Source organism: Rhizobium sp. 01N447_2, from assembly GCF_056399245.1.
This window is the reverse complement of sequence record NZ_JBFTQY010000014.1, coordinates 153,274-173,880: the sequence shown is the minus strand read 5'-3', so window position 1 is coordinate 173,880 and position 20,607 is coordinate 153,274. Positions and strand designations below refer to the sequence as shown.

21 protein-coding genes are annotated in these 20,607 nt (G+C 61.8%); 6 read left to right on the top strand and 15 right to left on the bottom strand.

Annotated features, from left to right (window positions below):
- Positions 1-44: 44 nt before the first annotated feature.
- Positions 45-821, bottom strand: coding sequence for an ABC transporter ATP-binding protein (locus AC1ECN_RS11905; protein ID WP_020397631.1), 777 nt, complete (start codon positions 819-821; stop codon positions 45-47).
- A gap of 94 nt (positions 822-915) precedes the next feature.
- Here AC1ECN_RS11905 and AC1ECN_RS11900 point away from each other — a divergent pair, with 94 nt between their 5' ends.
- Entirely contained in the window at positions 916-1,329 is a 414-nt protein-coding gene (locus AC1ECN_RS11900; RefSeq protein ID WP_018073737.1) for a cupin domain-containing protein, read from the top strand.
- 58 nt (positions 1,330-1,387) lie between these two features.
- On the opposite strand, the gene hydA is transcribed toward AC1ECN_RS11900, so the two are convergent.
- The 3 genes from hydA to AC1ECN_RS11885 are packed head-to-tail and all read right to left on the bottom strand — an operon-like array spanning position 1,388 to position 4,682.
- Entirely contained in the window at positions 1,388-2,842 is a 1,455-nt protein-coding gene (gene hydA / locus AC1ECN_RS11895; protein WP_130656075.1) for a dihydropyrimidinase, read from the bottom strand.
- 2 nt (positions 2,843-2,844) lie between these two features.
- The gene (locus tag AC1ECN_RS11890) at positions 2,845-3,429 is read right to left on the bottom strand and encodes an endonuclease domain-containing protein (RefSeq protein WP_130672993.1); all 585 of its coding nucleotides are present in this window, start codon (positions 3,427-3,429) and stop codon (positions 2,845-2,847) included.
- Positions 3,429-4,682, bottom strand: a complete 1,254-nt coding sequence (locus AC1ECN_RS11885; protein WP_130672992.1) for a Zn-dependent hydrolase — start codon at positions 4,680-4,682, stop codon at positions 3,429-3,431. The genes AC1ECN_RS11890 and AC1ECN_RS11885 overlap by 1 nt, the downstream gene beginning before the upstream one ends.
- A gap of 276 nt (positions 4,683-4,958) precedes the next feature.
- Between AC1ECN_RS11885 and AC1ECN_RS11880 the strand changes: the two genes are divergently transcribed.
- Entirely contained in the window at positions 4,959-5,636 is a 678-nt protein-coding gene (locus tag AC1ECN_RS11880) for a TetR family transcriptional regulator C-terminal domain-containing protein (protein WP_018073741.1), read from the top strand.
- A gap of 5 nt (positions 5,637-5,641) precedes the next feature.
- Here the strand turns inward: AC1ECN_RS11880 and AC1ECN_RS11875 are convergent, their stop codons facing one another.
- From AC1ECN_RS11875 to AC1ECN_RS11865, 3 genes are all read right to left on the bottom strand, one after another.
- Positions 5,642-8,209 (bottom strand): HWE histidine kinase domain-containing protein, encoded by a 2,568-nt coding sequence (locus AC1ECN_RS11875; RefSeq protein WP_130672991.1) that lies wholly within the window; start codon positions 8,207-8,209, stop codon positions 5,642-5,644.
- Complete coding sequence (locus tag AC1ECN_RS11870; protein ID WP_130672990.1) at positions 8,206-8,742, bottom strand: biliverdin-producing heme oxygenase; 537 nt, start codon at positions 8,740-8,742, stop codon at positions 8,206-8,208. Before AC1ECN_RS11870 ends, AC1ECN_RS11875 begins: the two co-directional genes overlap by 4 nt.
- A gap of 141 nt (positions 8,743-8,883) precedes the next feature.
- Positions 8,884-9,783 carry a LysR family transcriptional regulator gene (locus AC1ECN_RS11865; protein ID WP_130672989.1) on the bottom strand — a complete coding sequence of 300 codons (900 nt, stop codon included), beginning with the start codon at positions 9,781-9,783 and terminating at the stop codon, positions 8,884-8,886.
- A gap of 101 nt (positions 9,784-9,884) precedes the next feature.
- Between AC1ECN_RS11865 and AC1ECN_RS11860 the strand changes: the two genes are divergently transcribed.
- The gene (locus AC1ECN_RS11860) at positions 9,885-10,907 is read left to right on the top strand and encodes a zinc-dependent alcohol dehydrogenase family protein (RefSeq protein ID WP_130672988.1); all 1,023 of its coding nucleotides are present in this window, start codon (positions 9,885-9,887) and stop codon (positions 10,905-10,907) included.
- Between the two features lie 57 nt (positions 10,908-10,964).
- Here AC1ECN_RS11860 and AC1ECN_RS11855 read toward each other — a convergent pair whose 3' ends face one another.
- Complete coding sequence (locus AC1ECN_RS11855) at positions 10,965-11,375, bottom strand: rhodanese-like domain-containing protein (RefSeq protein ID WP_018073746.1); 411 nt, start codon at positions 11,373-11,375, stop codon at positions 10,965-10,967.
- 68 nt (positions 11,376-11,443) lie between these two features.
- Between AC1ECN_RS11855 and ftrA the strand changes: the two genes are divergently transcribed.
- Positions 11,444-12,445, top strand: coding sequence for a transcriptional regulator FtrA (gene ftrA / locus AC1ECN_RS11850; RefSeq protein ID WP_130672987.1), 1,002 nt, complete (start codon positions 11,444-11,446; stop codon positions 12,443-12,445).
- A 76-nt stretch (positions 12,446-12,521) separates the two neighbouring features.
- On the opposite strand, the gene preA is transcribed toward ftrA, so the two are convergent.
- The 4 genes from preA to AC1ECN_RS11830 form a co-directional block, all read right to left on the bottom strand.
- Positions 12,522-13,835: an NAD-dependent dihydropyrimidine dehydrogenase subunit PreA gene (gene preA / locus AC1ECN_RS11845; RefSeq protein ID WP_130672986.1), complete on the bottom strand. Its 1,314-nt coding sequence runs from the start codon at positions 13,833-13,835 to the stop codon at positions 12,522-12,524.
- Between the two features lie 15 nt (positions 13,836-13,850).
- A complete protein-coding gene (locus AC1ECN_RS11840; protein ID WP_130672985.1) occupies positions 13,851-15,212 on the bottom strand; it encodes an NAD(P)-dependent oxidoreductase in 1,362 nt (453 codons plus the stop codon).
- A 407-nt stretch (positions 15,213-15,619) separates the two neighbouring features.
- Positions 15,620-16,615: a sensor histidine kinase gene (locus AC1ECN_RS11835; RefSeq protein ID WP_197727438.1), complete on the bottom strand. Its 996-nt coding sequence runs from the start codon at positions 16,613-16,615 to the stop codon at positions 15,620-15,622.
- Positions 16,616-16,808: 193 nt separating this feature from the next.
- Positions 16,809-17,603, bottom strand: a complete 795-nt coding sequence (locus AC1ECN_RS11830) for a response regulator (protein ID WP_003542253.1) — start codon at positions 17,601-17,603, stop codon at positions 16,809-16,811.
- Positions 17,604-17,871: 268 nt separating this feature from the next.
- Here AC1ECN_RS11830 and AC1ECN_RS11825 point away from each other — a divergent pair, with 268 nt between their 5' ends.
- Together AC1ECN_RS11825 and AC1ECN_RS11820 are read left to right on the top strand one after the other, a co-directional pair.
- On the top strand, positions 17,872-18,078 hold the full coding sequence (locus tag AC1ECN_RS11825; RefSeq protein WP_024319398.1) for a NepR family anti-sigma factor: 207 nt from the start codon (positions 17,872-17,874) through the stop codon (positions 18,076-18,078).
- Positions 18,079-18,087: 9 nt separating this feature from the next.
- Positions 18,088-18,645 (top strand): RNA polymerase sigma factor, encoded by a 558-nt coding sequence (locus tag AC1ECN_RS11820; protein WP_477953025.1) that lies wholly within the window; start codon positions 18,088-18,090, stop codon positions 18,643-18,645.
- 257 nt (positions 18,646-18,902) lie between these two features.
- On the opposite strand, the gene AC1ECN_RS11815 is transcribed toward AC1ECN_RS11820, so the two are convergent.
- The 3 genes from AC1ECN_RS11815 to AC1ECN_RS11805 form a co-directional block, all read right to left on the bottom strand.
- Positions 18,903-19,304, bottom strand: coding sequence for a hypothetical protein (locus AC1ECN_RS11815; RefSeq protein ID WP_130672983.1), 402 nt, complete (start codon positions 19,302-19,304; stop codon positions 18,903-18,905).
- Positions 19,305-19,313: 9 nt separating this feature from the next.
- Positions 19,314-19,658, bottom strand: coding sequence for a DUF883 family protein (locus AC1ECN_RS11810; protein ID WP_017965788.1), 345 nt, complete (start codon positions 19,656-19,658; stop codon positions 19,314-19,316).
- A gap of 147 nt (positions 19,659-19,805) precedes the next feature.
- Complete coding sequence (locus AC1ECN_RS11805) at positions 19,806-20,600, bottom strand: heme ABC transporter ATP-binding protein (RefSeq protein ID WP_130673551.1); 795 nt, start codon at positions 20,598-20,600, stop codon at positions 19,806-19,808.
- Between the last annotated feature and the right edge of the window lie 7 nt (positions 20,601-20,607).

Genomic DNA, 20,607 nt, shown 5'->3' with positions numbered 1-20,607 from the left:
TGTGGTGTTTGGCTCGCAAAGCCCGGAAATCAAACCCCTATTCCTCATGCGTGTCCCGTCCTCAACCCTTCGCGGACGCGATGGGCGATCTCCAGGAACTCGGGGGTTTCGCGGATGTCGAGCGGTCGTTCGGCCGGCAGAGTCGAGTCGATCACATCGGTCACGCGGCCCGGGCGCGGAGACATCACCACGATCTTGGTCGAGAGGTAGACTGCCTCGGGGATGGAATGGGTGACGAAGCAGATCGTCTTGTTGGTGCGGGTCCAGAGTTTCAGCAGCTCTTCGTTCAGATGGTCGCGGACGATCTCGTCCAGGGCGCCGAAGGGCTCGTCCATCAACAGCAGATCGGCGTCGAAGGCGAGTGCGCGGGCGATCGAGGCGCGCTGCTGCATGCCGCCGGAAAGCTGCCAGGGGAATTTCTTCTCGAAGCCCGAAAGACTGACGAGATCGAGCGCTTCGGCGATGCGCCGCGTCCGGTCGGCGCCGGAATAGCCCATGATCTCCAAGGGCAGGGCGATGTTGTTTTCGATGGTGCGCCAGGGATAGAGCGCCGGCGCCTGGAAGACATAGCCGTAGGCGCGGGCCTTGCGCGCCTCCTCCGGCGTCATACCGTTGATCGAGATCTCGCCCGAGGTGCTCTTTTCGAGATCGGCGATGACACGCAGGAAGGTGGTCTTGCCGCAGCCCGACGGGCCGATGAAAGAGACGAAATCGCCCTTGCGGACATCGAGATTGACATTGCTCAGTGCACTCACCGGGCCATCATTGGCCTGGTAGGTGAGACAGAGATCCTTGGCGGATACGACGGAGGGTGCTTGCATCAATGCGACCAGTCTTGTTTTCGCCGCGGGAACGCGGTTTGCGTGCTATTATTACCGCCGGTTTTATCGACGACACACTCCATGGAGGATGAGGATGGACGTGACATCAAAGCCCACCTGCCACATCGTTCGCCCCAATCATGCCTATGACGGCAAGCAGGGGCTGAGCTATTTCGCAGGCATCGCCGCCGAAACGGTCGGCGCCAAGGGCATCTGCATGCATCTGTTGACGATCCCGCCCGGCGTGCGCGCCAAGGCGCATCTGCACGAGGCGCACGAGACGGCGATCTACATGCTCTCCGGCGAGGCCCATACCTGGTACGGAGATCGGCTCGAGCATCACGTTATCGTCCATGCCGGCGAACTTTTCTATATCCCGGCCGGCGTGCCGCACCTGCCGGCGAACCTCAGCAGCACGCCGTGCACGGCGATCATCGCGCGCACCGATCCGAACGAGCAGGAAAGCGTCGTGCTTCTGCCGGAGTTGGACGCTTTGGTGCCAGCGTGAGGTCATTGGCATAGAGGCAGCGGTCCCCGGTTGATGGCCGTATCGTCATGCGCCATCGTCATACGCCGCTTGCCGGAATACCGCTCCGCGTCACCTTGCGCGGCGCGGTGATATCCTTCCACTGGGAAAGCGCCTTGCTGACAGCCGTGACCGGCTCGCGCCTGACGAATTCGCCGTGGCCCTCGCGGGTCTTGATCGCGCCTTCCTCGATCGCGACGACGCCGCGCGTCAGCGTATAGCGCGGCAGGCCGGTCACTTCCTTGCCTTCGAAGACGTTGTAGTCGATCGCCGACTGCTGGGCCTTGGACGAAATGGTCTTGGAACGTTGCGGGTCCCAGACGACGATATCGGCATCGGCGCCGACAAGGATCGCGCCCTTCTTCGGATAGATGTTGAGGATCTTGGCAATGTTCGTTGAAGTGACGGCAACGAATTCGTTCATGGTCAGCCGGCCAGTGTTGACGCCATGCGTCCAGAGCATTGGCATGCGGTCTTCGAGGCCGCCGGTGCCGTTCGGGATCTTGGTGAAGTCGCCGACGCCGAAGCGCTTCTGCGCCGTGGTGAAGGCGCAATGGTCGGTGGCGACGACCTGCAGTGAGCCGGAGGCAAGCCCTGCCCAGAGTGAATCCTGATGCTGCTTGTTGCGGAAGGGCGGCGACATCACCCGGCGGGCCGCATGATCCCAGTCGGGATTGGAATATTCGCTCTCATCGAGCGTCAGGTGCTGAATCAGCGGTTCGCCATAGACACGCATGCCCTTGGCGCGGGCGCGGCGGATCGCCTCGTGCGCCTGTTCGCAAGAGGTGTGAACGATATAGACCGGGCAGCCGGCCATGTCGGCGATCATGATGGCGCGGTTGGTGGCTTCACCTTCCACTTCGGCCGGGCGGGAATAAGCATGCGCCTCGGGGCCGTTGTTGCCGTCGGCGAGCAGCTTTGCCGACATTGAGGCGACGACGTCGCCGTTTTCTGCGTGCACCAGCGGCAGGGCGCCGAGTTCGGCGCAGCGCTGGAAAGAGGCGAACATCTCGTCATCGTCGACCATCAGCGCACCCTTATAGGCCATGAAGTGCTTGAAGGTGTTGATGCCCTTATCGCGAACGATGGTCTCCATCTCCTCGAAGACCTGCTCGCTCCACCAGGTGACCGCCATGTGGAAGGAATAATCGCAATTGGCGCGGGTCGATTTGTTGTCCCACATGGTCAGCGCTTCGAGCAGCGACTGGCCGGGGGCGGGCAGGGCGAAATCGACCACCATGGTCGTGCCGCCGGAAAGGGCGGCGCGGGTGCCGCTCTCGAAATCGTCGGAAGAATAGGTGCCCATGAAGGGCATTTCGAGATGGGTGTGGGGATCGATGCCGCCGGGCATAATATAACAGCCGGAGGCGTCGAGTGTTTCGTCGCCGGAGAGATTCTGCCCGATCTCGATGATCTTGCCGCCGTCGATCTTCACGTCAGCCTTATAGGTCAGGTCGGCGGTGACGATGGTGCCGTTCTTGATGACTGTGGTCATGATCATTCCCCGTTCTTGTCTGTAGATTGGGCCGGCGAATAGAAGCCGAGCAGTTCTGAGCTGACCTCGATCCGGCCCTGTAAGGCGGCTAGAACCGTTTCGAGTACTGAGCGACGTTCGCGCGAGATTTCCTGGTTCCAGAAGCGCAGCACGGCATAGCCATTCACATTGAGCCATTCAGTTCGGCGCTGATCGGACACGCTATCGGCATGCTGGAAGCCGTCGACTTCGACGATCAATCGTTGTTCACGACAGAGGAAATCGACGATGAATGGGCCGAGGGGAACTTGCCTTGCAAACTTATAGCCGTTCAAGCGGCGGGCGCGGAGGTCGCTCCAGAGGTGGTATTCCTCTTCAGTTTCGTGGCGACGAAGCATTCTGGCCTGGTCGGTCTTGTTGGTGCGATGTTTCCGGATATCCTGCTTGATAATTTTCGTCGCGCCCGCAGCCCCCTCATCCGCCCTTCGGGCACCTTCTCCCCGAGGGGAGAAGGGGGAAGCCGCAACGTTCACCGTTCCCTTCTCCCCAGCGGGGAGAAGGTGGCCCGAAGGGTCGGATGAGGGGGCTCCGGGCGCGACATTAGCCATCACACCACGATCTCCGCCGTCTCGACCACCGCATGAAACAGCACATCGGCGCCCGCGGTCGCCCATTCCTTGGAGATTTCTTCCGCCTCGTTATGCGAGAGCCCGCCGACGCAGGGGCACATGACCATCGTTGCCGGTGCGACCTTGGCGGCCCAGCAGGCGTCGTGGCCGGCGCCGGAGATGATGTTCATGTGGCTGTAGCCGAGCCGCTCGGCGGCGTCGCGCACCGATGTGACCAGTTTGGGATCGAAGGTGATCGGCTCGAAGTGGCCGATCGCCTCGATGGAACAGCCGACGCCGAGTGCATCGGTGATCTCAGGCGCTTTCGCCTCGATCTTTGCCCGCATGCGGTCGAGCTTCTCCTTGTCGGGCGAGCGGATGTCGACGGTGAAGACGACCTTGCCCGGCAGGACGTTGCGGGAGTTTGGCGAGAAAAACACCTGGCCGACGCCGCCGACGGCGCCCGGCTGTTCGCTCATCGCCACGTCCTGGACCATTTCCAGGATGCGGGCCATGGCGAGGCCGGCATTGACGCGCAGGTTCATCGGCGTCGAGCCGGTATGGGCTTCCTTGCCGGTCAACGTGAATTCCAGCCACCAGAGGCCCTGGCAATGGGTGACGACGCCGATCTGCATTTCCTCGGCTTCGAGAATCGGCCCCTGCTCGATGTGATATTCGAAATAGGCGTGCATCTTGCGGGCGCCGACTTCTTCGTCGCCGACCCAGCCGATACGCTTCAATTCGTCGCCGAACAGATTGCCCTCGGGGTCCCTGCGATTATAGGCAAAGTCCAGGCTGTGCACGCCGGCGAAGACGCCTGACGCCAGCATGGCAGGGGCAAAACGCGCGCCTTCCTCATTCGTCCAATTGGTCACGACGATCGGATGTTTGGTCTTGATGCCGAGATCGTTCATCGTGCGCACGACTTCGAGGGCCGCAAGTACGCCGAGCACGCCGTCATATTTGCCGCCGGTCGGCTGGGTGTCGAGGTGCGAGCCGACATAGACGGGCAAGGCATCGGGATCGGAGCCGGGGCGGGTGGCAAACATCGTGCCCATGCGGTCAACACCCAAGGTCAAACCGGCATCGTCACACCATGTCTTGAAGAGGCTGCGGCCCTGCGCATCGGCATCCGTCAGCGTCTGGCGATTGTTGCCGCCTGCTATGCCGGGGCCGATCTTCGCCATGTCCATGAGACTGTCCCAGAGACGGTCGCCATTGACGCGCATGTTCTCGCCTGGTGCTGCCACCATTCTTTATGCCCTCACCTGTTTGCGGCAGTCATGCAAAGAGGCATGCCCGCCTGTTCCCGTGGTCCTTTCCTGCGCCCCCTTATTGGTTTTGTCGAGCGCCGGAAAATCGCCAGTTGCCTTTGTTTTACATCTGACGGATAATTTGACCGATTGGTAAACATTACAACTTCCACCGCCGGGCTCAAGACGAAAATCACGAAAATCGCCGATAAAAATGCGGGCAGTTGCTCAAGGAAGCGGCGAGGGTCGTCCCCAACCCAAACTTGAGCGAAGAAGTTGAATTTCAAGGGGAAACGACAGCCTGTGACCATACCGAGAGCAGCGAAAACCCTGAGGCGGACGCGAATCCAGGAAGAGAAGGAAGAGCAGATTCTGGAAGCGGCGCTCGATGTGTTTTCGGCAAGCGGCTTTCGCGGCTCAACAATCGACCAGATTGCCGAAGTGGCCGGCATGTCGAAACCCAACCTGCTCTATTATTTCCGCACCAAGGAAGCCATGCACCGGGCGCTGATCGACCGGGTGCTCTATACCTGGCTGGAGCCGCTCCGCGCCTTCGACGCCGAAGGCAATCCGGAGACGGAAATCCGCAGTTACATCCGCCGCAAGCTGGAGATGGCCCGTGATTTCCCCCGCGAGAGCCGGCTTTTCGCCAACGAGGTGCTGCAGGGCGCGCCGCATATCGAGGACGAGCTGAAGGGCCCGCTGAAGGAACTGGTCGACGAGAAGGCGGAGGTCATCCGCGCCTGGGCGAAATCAGGCAAGATCGTCAAATGCGATCCCTATCACCTGATCTTCTCCATCTGGTCGACGACGCAGCATTACGCGGATTTCGACGTCCAGGTGCGCGCGGTGCTGGGGCAGGAACATTCGGGCGAAGGGCGTTTCGAGGATGCGGCGCGGTTTCTGGAGCAGCTCTTCATCGGCGGGCTGCGACCGGATCCTCTTGGGGGGTGAGAGTTTTACCCTCTCCTCAGGAGCTGCACCCGGGCAAGAATATCCGTAACGCCTTCCATCGTATAAGGCTTCTGCAGCACGGGTGCGTCCGAGTGGCTGTTTGCCTGGGCGATGCCTTCCCCATAGCCCGTGGCAAAAACGAAGGGCACGCCATCAGCTGCCAGCCGGTCGGCAATCCCGAAACTCGTCTCCTCGCCAAGATTGACATCGAGAAGCGCCAGATCGAAGGACCGGCCGGCCAGAATTTCCATCGCCTCAGTGACACTTGGTGCCGTTGCGACGTCGGCGCCCAGGCGGCGCAGGATGTCCTCGCCATCCATGGCGATGATCAGATTGTTTTCCACCAACAGCACGTTCAGGCCAGAGAGCGGCTGATCGTCGGGAATCGTCTTGCGTCCGGTTGCTCCGACCGGAGGCGGATTTGACCGTTCGCTCGCCGGGCCGACGACATGTCGCGCCGGAATAGAGAAATCTGCCTCGAGCCCATCCCCGAGGTAGCGGACCTCCGCCTTGCCGCCGAGGTCATAGGGGATCGAGCGGCGGATGATCGTCGAACCGAAGCCATGGCGTGTGGGTTCGACAACGGGCGGACCATCCTTTTCGCGCCAGCCAATGCGCAGATTGCCCTCGTCGTCGCGCTGCCAGCCAAGTTGGACCGTGCCGCTGCCGGTGCCGGAAAGGCTGCCATATTTGGCGCTGTTGGTGATCAGCTCGTGGAAGACAAGGGCGGCGGTGGAAAAGGCGTGCGGTTCCAGCAGTACATCCTCGCCGCTCATCTGGATGCGTTGCGCACTTTTCCCGAGATAGGCGGCGGTCTCTGCCAGCAGCAATTGCCGGAGCGAAGCGGGCGCCCAGTGATCGCGGGTGATCTGGTCGTGGGCGCGCGCGAGCGACTGGATGCGGCCCTCGAGCTGGCGGATGTAGTCGCCAAGGCCGACCGACGTTGCCTGCGACTGCCGGATGATACCGGTGATGAGGCTCAATATGTTGCGGACGCGGTGGTTCAGCTCGGCGATCAGCAGCTCCTGGCGCTCGTTTGCCGTCTGGCGGGCTATGCTGACTTCGTCGGTGAGGCGCAACACCACCTCGATCAGTGTGACGCGGATCGTTTCGGCGACACGGCGCTCGGCCTCCGTGAAGGCGAGGGAGCGGCCACGCACCAGTTCCGACCAGGCTTCGAAACTCTTGCGCGGCGTCAGCCTCGGGCCATTCGGCCCGTATTCCACCGGCTTGTGCGGGTCGCCGCCCCAGCGGACGGTGCGCACCAATTCCTGACGGAAAAGCACGACATAATCGCGCGGCGAACGCGAGATCGGGATGGCGAGCATGCCTGCCACCGCATCGTCGACCTCAAGATCCGGATAGGCTTCCGTGAGCCTGTCCACGGCATAAATGCGGCCGGTGGCGCTGCGGTTGAGGTGGCGGACGAGGGCTGCGAAGCCTCTCTCGTCCAGGCCGATTCCGGCAAGGGCCAGGCGACCGTTGATCCAGACGCCGATCCCGTCGGCAGGAATGGCATCGGCGAGCGCTTCGATCAGCCAGGCAGGATCGTCGAGCAGGCTCGCATTGTCTGCCACGGAGGTGAGAAGCCGGTCGGCAATGCGGCGCGCCTTGGTCTCGTAGTCGAGAGCCAGCCGCCGTTCGCGGCTTTCAAGGCGCGAAGCAAACATCTGACCGAAGAGTTCGGCGGTGGAGCGGCTTTGGGCCGAAGGCAGACGCGGGCCGTAGTGATGGCAGGCAAACAGGCCCCAGAGCTTGCCATCCACGACGATCGATATGGAAAGCGAAGCGCCAACGCCCATGTTTTTCAGATATTCGATATGGATCGGCGAGACCGAACGCAATACCGACATGGAGAGGTCGAGCGGCTGACCGTGCTCGTCGCGCTGCGGCAGGATCGGGACCGCGACGGCGTCGACATCGGCAATGATGCGGAACAGGTTGCGCAGATAAAGCGCGCGCGCCTGTACCGGAATGTCGGAAGCCGGATAGTGCAGCCCGAGGAATGATCCGATGCCGGCCCGGGTGGCTTCCGCCACCACTTCGCCGGAACCGCTTTCGTCGAAACGATAGACCATGACTCGATCGAAACCGGTGAGCGCCCGCGCCTGTCTTGCACCCTCACGGAAGAAAGCTTCCAGTGTTTCGGTGTGGTCGAGGCGGGACATCATGCTGCGCATGGAGAGCGACGCGGCGTCGTGCCTGTCTTCCTGGCAGCGCTCGCCTTCGATGATGACCTGACCTCCGTTCAGGTGCACGGCAAGGTCGAACCTGTTTTGATCGGGAATCAGGGCAGTGCCGAAAATGCGCTCGACAACGTCGGAACCGCGCAGCGTGGTAAGCTTGTTGCGGATTGCGTGGAGTGCCTCGGGTGTGATCAGAGAGATAACGGGACGGCCGAGCGCGTCGGCCTGCGCAACACCAAGGAACTCCGCCAGATTTGCGGAGGCGCGCGTGACAATCCAGTCCGAGGATACCGCCAGGAGAAAGCCGAAGGGCTGGACCGAGCCGAGCTGGTGGATCGGCTCACGGTCGCAATTGGTGAGATCGACCGGTTCGTGCGTGCCGTTCATGGGACGGCTTCCAATTCGGCTTGCCCGGCTTTGAGGAAGAGCTTGAAGACATCGCGGGCTGCGGCGACAGCCGCATCGGGATCCTCCACTTTGCTCGCGTCAAGACGATCCATAAAAAGCCGCATGGCGCCCTTCGGGCCTTGGGGGCTCAGGTAGCTGTTGGGCAAGTAGTCGGGCACGACCTTGGCGAGCAGCGCGCCGCCGAGCTTGGAGCCTTCAAGAACATAGGCGGCACCCCAGACCGCTGCTTCGCTGCGCAATGCCGGTTGCGGAAGCAATACCGGCAATCGATCATCGAGTTCCCTTATGTCGGCAGCCAATAGATGCGCGCGCCTTCGCTCCGGCCAGTCCGGCAGCAGACGGCCGATTCCTCCATTCTCAAGCGCATGTTCGATAGCCGGTACGACCCGCGCATGCGCGCGCAAGAAAGCCTTATAATCGTGGGTGCGTGAGAGGTTGAAACTGCCGAAGAGGGTGTCCACCGCGGCGTGGCAATCTGCAGTTTGTACGCGGAGGGCGCTGCGAAGTAACATGCTGACGTTTTTCCGAGTGATATGGCGGCCGTCCAAAAAGGACGGTGAATGAGCGGATATACTGCGGCATCGCGTTATTTCCAGAGAAACGCCTAGGAAGAACATAGGTTTCTCGTCGCTCGCAGACACGCGGCGAGCGCGTCAGCCCATCATTGCTAGCAGTCCCGCAGCGAGTGTATCGATCGCGAGCCGCACCTTCGGCAGCATGACCGGCGAGCGCAGCCAAACGGCATGGGCATCGAAGACATTGGCCGGTTCGTGCTTCAACACCTGAATGAGCCGGCCTGCCAGCACCTCCTCGCGGACCAGCCAGCAGGGGAGCCAGGCAAGACCGCGCCCGGCGACGGCCGCATCGGAAATCGAAGCGAGGTCGTCGAGCCGCAGTCGCGCCTGTGGCGCCAGCCGCCGCCCGGGATCGGCTGCAGTCGGAAAGATCCAACCCTTGTCATCATCGCCCCGCCTGTAGACGATGCCTTCATGCCGCGGAATATCGAAGACCGTCTGTGGCGCGCCATGTTTTTCCAGATAGGCGGGCGATGCGCAGACCGTCATGCGCTGGCGGGCAATCGCCCGGGCCATCAGATCCGGATTGTCCTTCAGCGGCCCGTTGCGGATGACAAGATCGAACCCGTCCTCGAGCAGGTCGACGATACGGTCGTTGAAGGAAAGGTCGAGTTCGAGGTTCGGATGTTCATCGAGCAGGCGTGCGAGGATCGGCGCGATGCAATGGCGGCCGAAAAGCACGGGCATCGAGATGCGCAATCGGCCGCGTACGTCACGCCGGCCGGATTCCAGCATGGCTTCCCCGAGGCGGATTTCCTCAACCGCCCGCAAGCAGCGCTCGTAGAAGAAGCGGCCTTCCTCGGTAAGGCTCTGCATGCGTGTCGTACGGTTGAAGAGGCGCACGCCGAGACGCTGTTCCAGACGTGCGATCGTCTTGCCGACGGCCGAACGCGTGAGATGGAGCCGCTCGGCGGCAGCCGAAAAGCCACCTGCCTCGACGGCTTCGACAAAGATCGAGATACCCTTCAGCTGTTCCATTTGTTTCCTCTTTGGAACCATTCTGGTGAATTAATATCGCAACTGGTGCGAAATATTCAACGATATCCTTGTCCTCCCCGCAATGAACAAGGAGCAAGGCAATGCAAACAACACGGCAATGGCAGATCGATGCGGTTGGGCCGGAGCGCCAGCTGACGATCGGCGAGCGGAGGCTCGAACCGGTTTCGGGAAACAGGGTTCTGGTCCGGACGGAAGCTGTCTCGCTCAATTTCCGCGACCGGCTGGTGATGGAGAGCGGCATGGGGTTGCCACTGCAATTTCCCTTCGTGCCGGCTTCCGATATGGCGGGGGTCGTCGAGGCAGTCGGACCCGAGGTCAGCCGTTTCAAGCCGGGCGATCGGGTCATCTCGACGTTTTCGCCCGACTGGATCGACGGACGCGGGTTAGGCGATGCGCGCACGCCACCTTACAAGACGCGCGGCGGCTTTTATCCCGGCGTCCTCTCGCAATACACCGTGCTTTCCGAAGAATGGTATTCACGCGCGCCTGACACGCTCGATGCGGCGCAGGCGAGCACCTTGCCCTGCGCCGGGCTGACTGCCTGGTTCGCACTGATCGAACGCGGCGGTCTGAAGGCCGGCGACAAGGTGCTGGTGCAAGGCACAGGCGGGGTGGCGCTCTTCGGTCTGCAGATCGCCAAGGCGCATGGTGCGGAGGTCTTCATCACATCAGGTGGCGCAGAGAAGCTCGAGCGTGCCGTTGCCCTTGGCGCCGATCACGCGATCAACCGCCATGAGGGCGACTGGGTGGAACAACTCTATCAGTTGACCGGCGGCTATGGCGCCGATCACGTGCTTGAGATCGTCGGCGGCCCGCATCTCGGCCAGGCGTTGAAGGCGGTGGCGATCAATGGCCGCATTTCCGTCATCGGCGTGCTCGAGGGGTTCGAGGTTTCCGGCCCGGCCGGCCCGCTGCTGCTCAAGGCGCCTGTCGTGCAGGGCATTTCCGTCGGCCATCGCCGTGCGCTTGAAGATCTGGTGCGGGCAATCGACCAGACCGGGCTGAAGCCTGTGATCGACAAGCGCTACGCCTTCGACGAATTCCCTGAGGCACTCGATCATCTCTATCGCGGACCTTTCGGCAAGGTGGTCGTCGAGTTCTGACGGTCGCGATTTTCCCTTCTCCCCGCTGCAGTAATTGTAGGGGGAGACGGGAGGCCATCAGGCGGCAGCGGGGATGCCTTGTTCGAAGGCGAAGCCTTCATCGGCCCAGCCGGTCATGCCGCCGATCATCAGCTTGGCCTGGAGGCCGAGATTGGCGAGCCGGAAGGCAGCCTTGTCGGCGCCGTTGCAGTGCGGACCGGCGCAATAGACGACGAATAGGGTATCGCTTGCCCATGTCGACATTCGATGCGCCGTCATCTTGCCGTGCGGCAGGTTGATGGCTCCGGGAATGTGGGATTCTGCGAAGAGCTGCGGCGAGCGCACGTCGAGGAGAACGAAATCGACTTTCCCGGCCGCAAAGGCGGCATGCACGTCCGAGCAATCGGTTTCGAAAGCGAGCTTGGCGGCAAAGTGAGCGACAGCGGCATCCGGGGCTGCAGCAGGTATTTGGGAAACGGGGCTTGGCATCGGTTTTTCCTTTTTCTGAAGTTGCCGCCCGGTATCGCCGATGCTAAAGCTTTGCGAAATTGGCCATCATGACCGACAGCGTAAAGATCATGCCAAACTCATCGTCGCAGCAGACCAAAGGACCGCTGGTCGCCGCACTAGCCTATGACGGGCTCTGCACATTCGAATTCGGCATCGCCTACGAGGTCTTCGGCCTGCCACGGCCGGAAATGGGCGAAGACTGGTATCGTTTCTCGGTCTGCGGCATCGAACCGGGTCCGCTTCGCGCTGCGGGAGGGCTGACGGTCGCAGTCGACAAGGGACTGGAAGTGCTTGACGAAGCGGACCTGATCGTCGTGCCGGGTTGGCGGTCGATCGATGCCGCCGTTCCCGAGCCGCTGGTTTCAGCACTCCAGGCAGCGCATGAACGCGGTGCACGAATCATGTCGCTTTGCTCGGGTGTTGCCGTTCTTGCCGGGTCGGGTCTGCTAGCGAACCGCAGGGCGACGACGCATTGGCGTTATGTCGCCTTGATCGCCGCGCGTTATCCCGATATCGCACTCGATGCCGACGTTCTCTACATGGACGAAGGCAGCCTGCTGACGGCGGCGGGCAGTGCTGCCGGCATCGATCTCTGCCTGCATGTGGTGCGCGGCGATTTCGGTTCGGAAGCCGCAAACAGCGTTGCCCGCCGCCTCGTCGTGCCGCCGCACCGCGAAGGTGGACAGGCGCAGTTCATTCACGCGCCGGTTCCCGAGGAACGCGAGGGCATCCGCCTCGGGCCGCTGATCGAATGGATGCGCGAAAGCCTTTCCGAGGAGCAGCCGATCAGCCTGCTTGCGAAAAGAGCGGGCATGAGCATGCGCACCTTCCAGCGGCGCTTCGAAGCGACGACGGGCCTCAGCGTCGGCGAATGGCTGCTGAAGGAGCGGCTGCGGCATGCCCGCGATCTGCTGGAGAAGGAACTTGCCGTTTCGCTCGACGACATCGCCGCCGCCAGCGGCTTTGGAACACTGGCGACGATGCGGCATCATTTCCGCAGGCGGCTCGGGACGAGCCCCAATGCCTATCGGAAGTCATTCGGCGGTTAGACTGGCCCTGACGCTTCGAATGTTGGCGACAGGATACAACGCCGCGGATCGATCTACTCCGCGGCGTTGCAGATTCTTACTCCGCCGCCTGGCGCGCCATCGGGTTGTTCGGGTGCGTGGTCCAGTTGGCGTAGTTGGGGTCGACGACCCGGCCGGTGCGTTTGTCGAGGGCGCCGGCGGGAAGCTGCTCCATGGTGATGCAGTTCTCGACCGGGCAGACGCTGACGCAGAGATTGCAGCCGACGCATTCCTCGTCCATCACCTCGAAATGGCGAGCGCCATCGACGAAGTTGGTGATCGCCTGGTGCGAGGTGTCCTCGCAGGCGATGTAGCAGCGGCCGCATTTGATGCAGGCGTCCTGATTGATCTTCGCCTTGGCGATGTAGTTGAGGTTCAGATACTGCCAGTCAGTGACGTTGGGCACGGCGCGGCCGGTGATGTCGTCGAGACTGCGGTGGCCCTTTTCGTCCATCCAGTCGGAGAGGCCAGTGATCATCTCCTGGACGATCTTGAAGCCGTAGGTCATCGCCGCAGTGCAGACCTGAACGTTGCCGGCGCCGAGGACGAGGAATTCGGCCGCGTCGCGCCAGGTGGTGATGCCGCCGATGCCCGAGATCGGCAGGCCGTAGGTTTCGGGATCGCGGGCGATCTCGGCCACCATGTTGAGTGCGATCGGCTTCACCGCCGGGCCGCAATAACCGCCATGGCTGCCCTTGCCGCCGACCGTCGGGTTGGGGGCGAAGTTGTCGAGATCGACGGAGACGATCGAATTGATCGTGTTGATCAACGAGACGGCATCGGTGCCGCCGGCCTTGGCGGCGCGGGCGGGGCGGCGGACATCGGTGATGTTGGGCGTCAGCTTGGTGATGACGGGCATGCGGGTGTACTGCTTGCACCAGCGCACGACCATCTCGATATATTCCGGCACCTGACCGACCGCGGAACCCATGCCGCGCTCGGACATGCCATGCGGACAGCCGAAATTGAGCTCGATGCCGTCGGCGCCGGTCTCTTCGACCAGCGGCAGGATCGCCTTCCAGGCCTCTTCCTCGCAGGGCACCATGATCGAGGCGATCAGTGCCCGATCCGGCCAGTTCATCTTCACCTGCTTCATTTCCCGCAGGTTGGTGTAGAGGTCGCGGTCGGTGATGAGCTCGATATTGTTCAAACCGAGTAGACGGCGGTCGGCGCCCCAGATCGCGCCGTAGCGCGGGCCGTTGACGTTGACGACGGGCGGGCCTTCCTCGCCCAGCGTCTTCCAGACCACGCCGCCCCAGCCGGCCTTGAAGGCGCGCTCGACATTGTAGGCCTTGTCGGTCGGCGGCGCCGATGCCAGCCAGAACGGGTTGGGGGACTTGATGCCGACGAAGTTATTGCGGAGATCAGCCATTGTTCATTCTCCCCTTCAAGCAACCGCGACAGCCGGAGCGGCTGCGGCATTAAGGGCACGAGTGATGGATTCGGCCGCATCGCGGCCATGGGCGACGGCGGAGACGGTGAGGTCGTTGCCGCCGAAGACGCAGTCGCCGCCGGCCCAGACGCCGTCGAGCGAGGTGCGGCCTTCCGCATCGATGGCGATACGGCCGCTCTCCATGCGCAGCTGACCCAGGCCCGAGGCTTCGAAGGTCTGGCCGATTGCCTTGAAGATCTGGTCGGCGGCAATCACGCCGGTCTCGCCGGTGCCGACGAGGCGGCCATCGACGATTTTGGTGTATTCCACCTCGATCGCGGCGACCTTGCCGTCCTGCGACAGGATCGATTTCGGCGCCAGCCAATGGCGGATGATGACGCCCTTGGAGCTTGCCAGATCCTGCTCGTATACGGAGGCGTTCATGTGCTCCTTGCCGCGACGGTAACAGATCGTCACCTCCTCGGCGCCGAGCAGCTTCGCCTGCACCGCGGCGTCGATCGCCGTCATGCCGCCGCCGAGAACGACGACGCGGCGGCCGATGGCGATTTCGCCCTTGTCTTCGGCCTGGCGGAGTGCCGCGATGAAATCGACGGCGTCATCGACGCCTGCAAGGTTCTCGCCTTCGACACGCAACGCGTTGACGCCGGCAAGGCCGATGCCGAGGAAGACGGCGTCATACTGCGCCTGCAGATCGGCAAGCGAGAGATCCTGGCCGAGACGCTGCCCATGCCGGACCTCGATGCCGCCGATCGAGAGGACGTAGTCGACTTCCCTCTGGGCGAAATCGTCGACCGTCTTATAGGTGGCGATGCCGTATTCGTTGAGGCCGCCGGATTTTTCCCTGGCGTCATAGATGACGACCGAATGGCCCTTGACGGCCAGGCGATGGGCGGCGGCAAGTCCGGCAGGACCGGCGCCGATGACGGCGATCGTCTTGCCAGTCGGTTCGGCCCTGGCATAGAATTGCTTGTCGGCCTGCATGGCGGCATCGGTGGCGTAGCGCTGCAGGCGGCCGATCTCGACGGGCCGCTCTTCAGCCGTGTTGCGCACGCAGGCCTGCTCGCAGAGTTCTTCGGTGGGACAGACGCGCGCGCACATGCCGCCGAGAATGTTCTGGTCGAAGATCGACTTTGCCGAACCGATCGGATTGCCGGTCGAGATCTGGCGGATGAACAGCGGAATGTCGATCGAGGTGGGACAGGCCGTCATGCACGGCGCGTCATAGCAGAAATAACAGCGGTCGGCGGCGACCAGCGCCTCATGATTGTCGAGGCGTGGATGTAGATCGGAAAAATTAGCATCATACTCGGCGGGCGAAAGCCGGCCGGCATGGATCCCGGTTTCCAGTCGTTCCATTGAAGTTCCCTCATTATTGGTAAACGGCCTGTGAGGGAAGCGTAACTCAGGTTTAAAAATTTATCAAACGGTAAAATTTTGACGATTTTCCCTTGCTGCCTCGCAAGTAATCCGCTGTTTTTAAAGGGAAAATTTATTCGACCTACATCGGTGAAACGGCTGAGCACGCGATGAGGGAAGGGCATCCGAAAAAAGATTCAAAAAAGTCGAATTTTTTTCGGATGGAAGGGAACCAAAGTTTAATGTCGCCGTTATTGCGATATCCGGATGGTGATCGCATCGACCCAACATGCGCGCCCCCAACCCACTATCCGGACGTACTCACGGTCCCCTCCCGGTGAGTGAAGACAGCCGGTGCGCCGCCCTCGCACCGGCTGTTTTTCGGTTCTCGGCTGTCTCCAGGGCTTTCACACCCGCTTGAAGATCTCGAATTCGGTTTCCGGAATGGTCAGACGGTATTCGATGCGGCCGGGAATGAGGTGCAACTCCGCTTTGCCATTGACTGACGAAGGCACGACACGCTCCAGCACTGTGCGGCCGAAGCTGTTGTCGCTGAATTCGTGGACTTCCGACTGATCACGCAGAACTTCCGCCCAGGCGACTTCGATCGCCTTCCTGTCGTTGATCGTGGCTTCGCGGCAATTCAGCGTGATGGAGGCAGCGCCGCCTGATATCGCGCCGAAGGAGGCGGAGTTGACAATGAGTTCGTGGAGGGCGAGCCCGAGATGCACGGCGGCATTCGGTGTCAGATGAGCGTTGATGCCATAGATCGGCATGGAGCCGGCCGTCTCCGGCCAATAGGGGGCGAACTGCTTTTCGGCGAGTTCGAAGAGATAGGCGCCGCGCCAGCTCGAATCCGTGATCAGGTCCTGCGAATTGGAAAGCGATTGCAGCCGTCCGCGGAACTTGAGGAGGAAGCTATCGAGAGAGAGCGTGTTGCGCGCCGTCTGCGTGGCAATGCCCTGGATGATGGCGAGAAGGTTCTTCGAGCGGTGAGAGAGTTCGCGCAGCAGCGATTTCAGAACTTTTTCGCGATGCCGGCTTTCGGTGACTTCAGTCATGACGGACAGAAGTCCATGTGCGCCGTGTTCGCCGGTGCGCTGGATCTTCAGTTCATAAGTGCGCCTTTCGCCGTCGACATCGATCTCGACCTCGGCATTGTTGGGGATGCCGGTTTCCAGCACCTTGTGTTTCAGCGCTGTCAGATATCGCCCATGGGCGTCGCCGAAAAGGGCGGCGTCGCTGCCGCCGGGCATAAAGAGCGCTGCGAAATGCGGCGGCAGATTTTCGGCGTAGAAGATCGACAGTCGGGCGTCCTGGCAGAGGATCGAAATCCCGGCGCTGCCGAGCGCGCGTTCCATCATTGCGGCTTTGCCTTCGAAGGTGAAAGGCATGCCGGACAATGGTTCAGTCGTATTCACTCGGCCGCCTTTCCTTGTGACATCTTGAACGTCGCTGAAGGGAGCGCCCTTACAGACACCGCCTGCCAACTCTAGAACAAAGCGCTGCAAAAAACCGTTAAAGCCACCGGAGCGTCCCGGTAGCACCGGAACGCCTGCTTTGGCGATTTGGTTCCGAAGGCCGGAAAATTGCGTCTCAGGCGGCTACTCTGGTCGATTCATTGAAGAAAAGAGCCTGGCTGATCAGCGCCTTGACCATGTCGGGATTGAAGGGCTTGGTGACAAGGAAAGTCGGTTCCGGGCGCTCGCCGGTCAGAAGCCGTTCCGGGAAAGCGGTGATGAAGATCACCGGCACGCTCGACGTCTTGAGGATGTCGTTGACTGCGTCGATACCGGAGCTGCCGTCGGCAAGCTGGATGTCGGCCAGCACCATGCTCGGCTTGGTCTTATTGTAGAGCGCCACGGCCTCGGCATGTGTACGGGCAATGCCGGTGACGCGGTGGCCGAGGCTCTCGACCATCTGCTCGATATCCATGGCGATCAGCGGTTCGTCCTCGATGATCATGATATCGGTTGCGACCTGACGAGAAATCTCCTGCGACGCCACGTCGAGCAGATGCATGACATCCTGTTCTTCAGTTTCCAGGATTTCGGCGATTTCAGCGACGCGGAAATTCTCTACGGAGGCGAGCAGGAAGGCCTGACGGGCGCGCGGCGAAACCTTGGAAAGGTTCAGCGTGGCGCGTTGCTCCCAGGCATAAGGCGAGGTCGGCTCTGGAATCTGGACTGCGGTGGAACCAAACAGTTGCGTGAACAGTTTGTAGAGTGCGACCCGGTCATTCGCCGTATCCGGGAAAATCGACAGATCGGCGATGATGGCTTCGAGAACGGCGGCGACGTAAGCGTCGCCCGAAGTCTGAGTGCCGGTAAGGGCGCGGGAATAGCGGCGCAGATAAGGAAGGTGCGGCGCAATCCGAGTAGAAAGTGTCATTAATGGCTCCTGCATACAGGCCGGCATTGGCTTCAATGAGCGGTTAACGTCGCCTTGATAAAAAAGTTCCGGAACGGCAGGAACTTTTTTCGTCGCGCCGCATTATTCCAGCCGACGAAGAAAGGGCGTAGCGTTTTGACCCATGCAGCGGCAAATACCAGCGACATCGACAATCGAACGTTTGATGTCGATGGTTGAAATCGTTTTTGATCCCATCCACGCCCCTCGACACGCCCCTCGAACAGACAACCGGCGAGAAGACGAATTGATGACTACACGCAAGAAAGAAGCAGCCGATCAGCGAAAGCTGGAGCTGCGGGCAAGCGACATCCTGGACCCGAACAACCAGATCGGCGTCAGGCTGCGGTCGCTTTATGCGGCTGCACAGGATGAGGCGATCCCCGATCGTTTTCTCGACCTTCTCGAAAAGCTCGACCATGCTGAAATGATGGCTTCTGCCAAGATGGCCGAATAGGATCGCCGCATGGAAGACAAATCGCAACCCAGCTTCAAGCGGGAACTGCTGGCGGCACTCCCAAGTCTTCGCGCTTTCGCGATCTCGCTCATCGGGCGGCACGACCGTGCCGACGATCTCGTCCAGGACACCATCATGAAAGCCTGGGCCAAACAGGATCATTTCGAGATGGGCACCAATATGAAGGCCTGGCTCTTTACGATCCTGCGCAACGAACTCTACAGCCAAATGCGCAAGAGCGGCCGTGAAGTGCAGGACAGCGACGGGCTGTTCACCGAATCGATGGCGATGCACCCCTCGCAATATGGCGCTCTCGATCTGCAGGACTTCAAGAAGGCGCTCGACCAACTGCCGCCGGATCAACGCGAGGCGATCACCCTCGTCGGCGCCTCGGGCTTTTCCTACGAAGAGGCGGCCGAAATCTGCGGCTGTGCCGTGGGCACCATCAAGAGCCGCGTCAACCGGGCCCGCCAGCGGCTGCAGGAGTTGCTGCAGATATCAGGCGAGGCCGATTTCGGCCCCGACGCGACCTCGGCGCCGCTGACATCGAAAGCGTTCGCATTCTGACAACAGTTATATTTGGGAGGAAAGCCGGTCGCCCTTCGGGGCGCCGGCTTTTTTGCGTTGCTTGTTATGTCATTGATATAATTGCGAGTATGCGCCCCTCATCCGCCTGCCGGCACCTTCTCCCCGCAGGCGGGGCGAACGGACATGCAGTGCCGGCTTGCTCAATCTTGACGCTCCGTTTGGCACGTCCCCTCTCCCCGTTTTTTACGGGGAGAGGGTTAGGGTGAGGGGCAGCCGCTTGCCGCATACCCCAACCATCAATCCTCGCGCTTCGATCCCACCAGATTGGCTGCGACAATTGCCGCCAGAACACCGGCGGTCAGGAGCGGCTGGGCACGGATAAGGCCGAGCCCGACCGTTGCCAGCGATTCCAGCGCCGCGCGGCGTTCCCGGGCGCGGCGCGCTTCCCGGGCGTTGGTGATTGACATTACCACCAGCGCGATGATGGCGATCAGCAGCGCGCAGGCGGCCAGGAAAAGAGCAGCGCCGACCGGGCCGTATATGCCGGCGAGCCAGATGGCGCCGGCAGTGACGACCAGCGCGTAGGCAGTAAGGAGGAAGAGCACGGCAAGCGCAATGAAGATGCCATTGCGCTTGGCGCGCCCAACGGTTCGGTGCACGCTTGTGCCCGTCAATAGGCTGAGGATCGAGAAGAGCATCGCGCTTCCTCAGCGCCGGGCGAGGAAGGCGATGGCAAGGCCGAAAGCGGCTGCAGCGCCGATGGTTGCTAGCGGATGCTTGCGCACCGTCTCACGCATTTCCGTCGCTCCACGCTCATAGCCGTGCTGCAATTCGCGCAGCAGATCCTCGCTGCGGCCGAGCAGTTCCTCGTAGCCGGCACCGGCCTGGCTACGGATTTTCTCGCCCTGGTGGCGCGAGCTCTTGCCGACGAGGCGCGTCAGTTCTGCGAGTTCGTCGCGTAGCGCTTCGATCTGCTCCTCGATGCCGGATTCCAGATTGTGGAAGGTGCCGTTGCGGCGGCTGCGGCCGGACTGGAAGATAGAATAGCTCATGGCTTTCTCCATTGGCTGGGGCGCGCACAAGCCCGCCTGTTTCGCACGAGGGTCACCACCGTCCGTTGCATGAATGATATCGCCCGGCATTGACCCAGATCATGCCGGAAACGTGCCGGGCGATCAAAAGTTCCGCTCGCGCGGTGCTCAGGGGCGGGAAACGGCGCTGTGGGCGAGCACGAAGGGCGTGCCATCGGCCGGCACCTGGTTGATGCGCAGCGCGCAGCCGAACACCGAGAGCATCGTTTCGTTCGTCAGCACGTCAGCGATGCTGCCGGCGGCCGCGAGCCGGCCGGATTTCATCAGCACGATGCGGTCGGCAAAGAGCGCCGTCAGGTTGAGATCGTGCATGACGGCGATGACACCGCCGCCGCGTTCGCAGAAATTGCGGGCAAGCGTCATGATGGTCAGCTGATGGCTGATGTCGAGGCTCGAGACCGGCTCGTCGAGCAGCAGCCAGCATGGCTTGCCGTCGACGACGGGCTCGGCGATCTGGCAGAGCACGCGGGCAAGCTGCACGCGCTGCTGCTCGCCGCCGGAGAGCTCCTGATAGAAACGGCCTTCGAAGCCGGTCAAGTCGACGGAGGCCAGTGCTGAGGCCGCCGTCTGCTCGGCCGTGTCGGGATGCAAGTTGAGGCCCGAAGTCAGGCCCATGCGGACGATCTCGCGCACGGTGAACGGAAAGGAGATCGTGCTTGCCTGCGGCAGCACGCCACGAATGGCGGCAAGCTGCCAGGGTTTCAGCCTCTTCACCTCGTCGCCGCCGATCCGCACCGAGCCGACATAGGCAAGTTCGCCGGAGATGGCTTTCATCATCGTCGTCTTGCCGGAACCATTCGGCCCGGCAATCGCCGTCAGTTCGCCGGCCTTTGCCGTGAATGCGACGTCGCTGATGATGGTTTTGCCGGAAAGGCGCACGGAGACGCCGGAAACTTCGATCATCTCAATG

Excerpts from the sequence above, each read along its gene's own strand:
- AC1ECN_RS11855 (WP_018073746.1), bottom strand. The coding sequence starts at position 11,375 with ATGCCAAGCCCCGTTTCCCAAATACCTGCTGCAGCCCCGGATGCCGCT.
- AC1ECN_RS11860 (WP_130672988.1), top strand. The coding sequence starts at position 9,885 with ATGCAAACAACACGGCAATGGCAGATCGATGCGGTTGGGCCGGAGCGC.
- AC1ECN_RS11810 (WP_017965788.1), bottom strand. The coding sequence starts at position 19,658 with ATGAGCTATTCTATCTTCCAGTCCGGCCGCAGCCGCCGCAACGGCACC.
- AC1ECN_RS11815 (WP_130672983.1), bottom strand. The coding sequence starts at position 19,304 with ATGCTCTTCTCGATCCTCAGCCTATTGACGGGCACAAGCGTGCACCGA.
- AC1ECN_RS11840 (WP_130672985.1), bottom strand. The coding sequence starts at position 15,212 with ATGGAACGACTGGAAACCGGGATCCATGCCGGCCGGCTTTCGCCCGCC.
- AC1ECN_RS11885 (WP_130672992.1), bottom strand. The coding sequence starts at position 4,682 with ATGGTGGCAGCACCAGGCGAGAACATGCGCGTCAATGGCGACCGTCTC.
- AC1ECN_RS11900 (WP_018073737.1), top strand. The coding sequence starts at position 916 with ATGGACGTGACATCAAAGCCCACCTGCCACATCGTTCGCCCCAATCAT.
- AC1ECN_RS11825 (WP_024319398.1), top strand. The coding sequence starts at position 17,872 with ATGACTACACGCAAGAAAGAAGCAGCCGATCAGCGAAAGCTGGAGCTG.
- AC1ECN_RS11870 (WP_130672990.1), bottom strand. The coding sequence starts at position 8,742 with ATGTTACTTCGCAGCGCCCTCCGCGTACAAACTGCAGATTGCCACGCC.
- AC1ECN_RS11830 (WP_003542253.1), bottom strand. The coding sequence starts at position 17,603 with ATGACACTTTCTACTCGGATTGCGCCGCACCTTCCTTATCTGCGCCGC.
- AC1ECN_RS11875 (WP_130672991.1), bottom strand. The coding sequence starts at position 8,209 with ATGAACGGCACGCACGAACCGGTCGATCTCACCAATTGCGACCGTGAG.
- AC1ECN_RS11890 (WP_130672993.1), bottom strand. The coding sequence starts at position 3,429 with ATGGCTAATGTCGCGCCCGGAGCCCCCTCATCCGACCCTTCGGGCCAC.
- AC1ECN_RS11805 (WP_130673551.1), bottom strand. The coding sequence starts at position 20,600 with ATGATCGAAGTTTCCGGCGTCTCCGTGCGCCTTTCCGGCAAAACCATC.
- hydA (WP_130656075.1), bottom strand. The coding sequence starts at position 2,842 with ATGACCACAGTCATCAAGAACGGCACCATCGTCACCGCCGACCTGACC.
- AC1ECN_RS11865 (WP_130672989.1), bottom strand. The coding sequence starts at position 9,783 with ATGGAACAGCTGAAGGGTATCTCGATCTTTGTCGAAGCCGTCGAGGCA.
- AC1ECN_RS11820 (WP_477953025.1), top strand. The coding sequence starts at position 18,088 with ATGGAAGACAAATCGCAACCCAGCTTCAAGCGGGAACTGCTGGCGGCA.
- ftrA (WP_130672987.1), top strand. The coding sequence starts at position 11,444 with ATGACCGACAGCGTAAAGATCATGCCAAACTCATCGTCGCAGCAGACC.
- preA (WP_130672986.1), bottom strand. The coding sequence starts at position 13,835 with ATGGCTGATCTCCGCAATAACTTCGTCGGCATCAAGTCCCCCAACCCG.
- AC1ECN_RS11905 (WP_020397631.1), bottom strand. The coding sequence starts at position 821 with ATGCAAGCACCCTCCGTCGTATCCGCCAAGGATCTCTGTCTCACCTAC.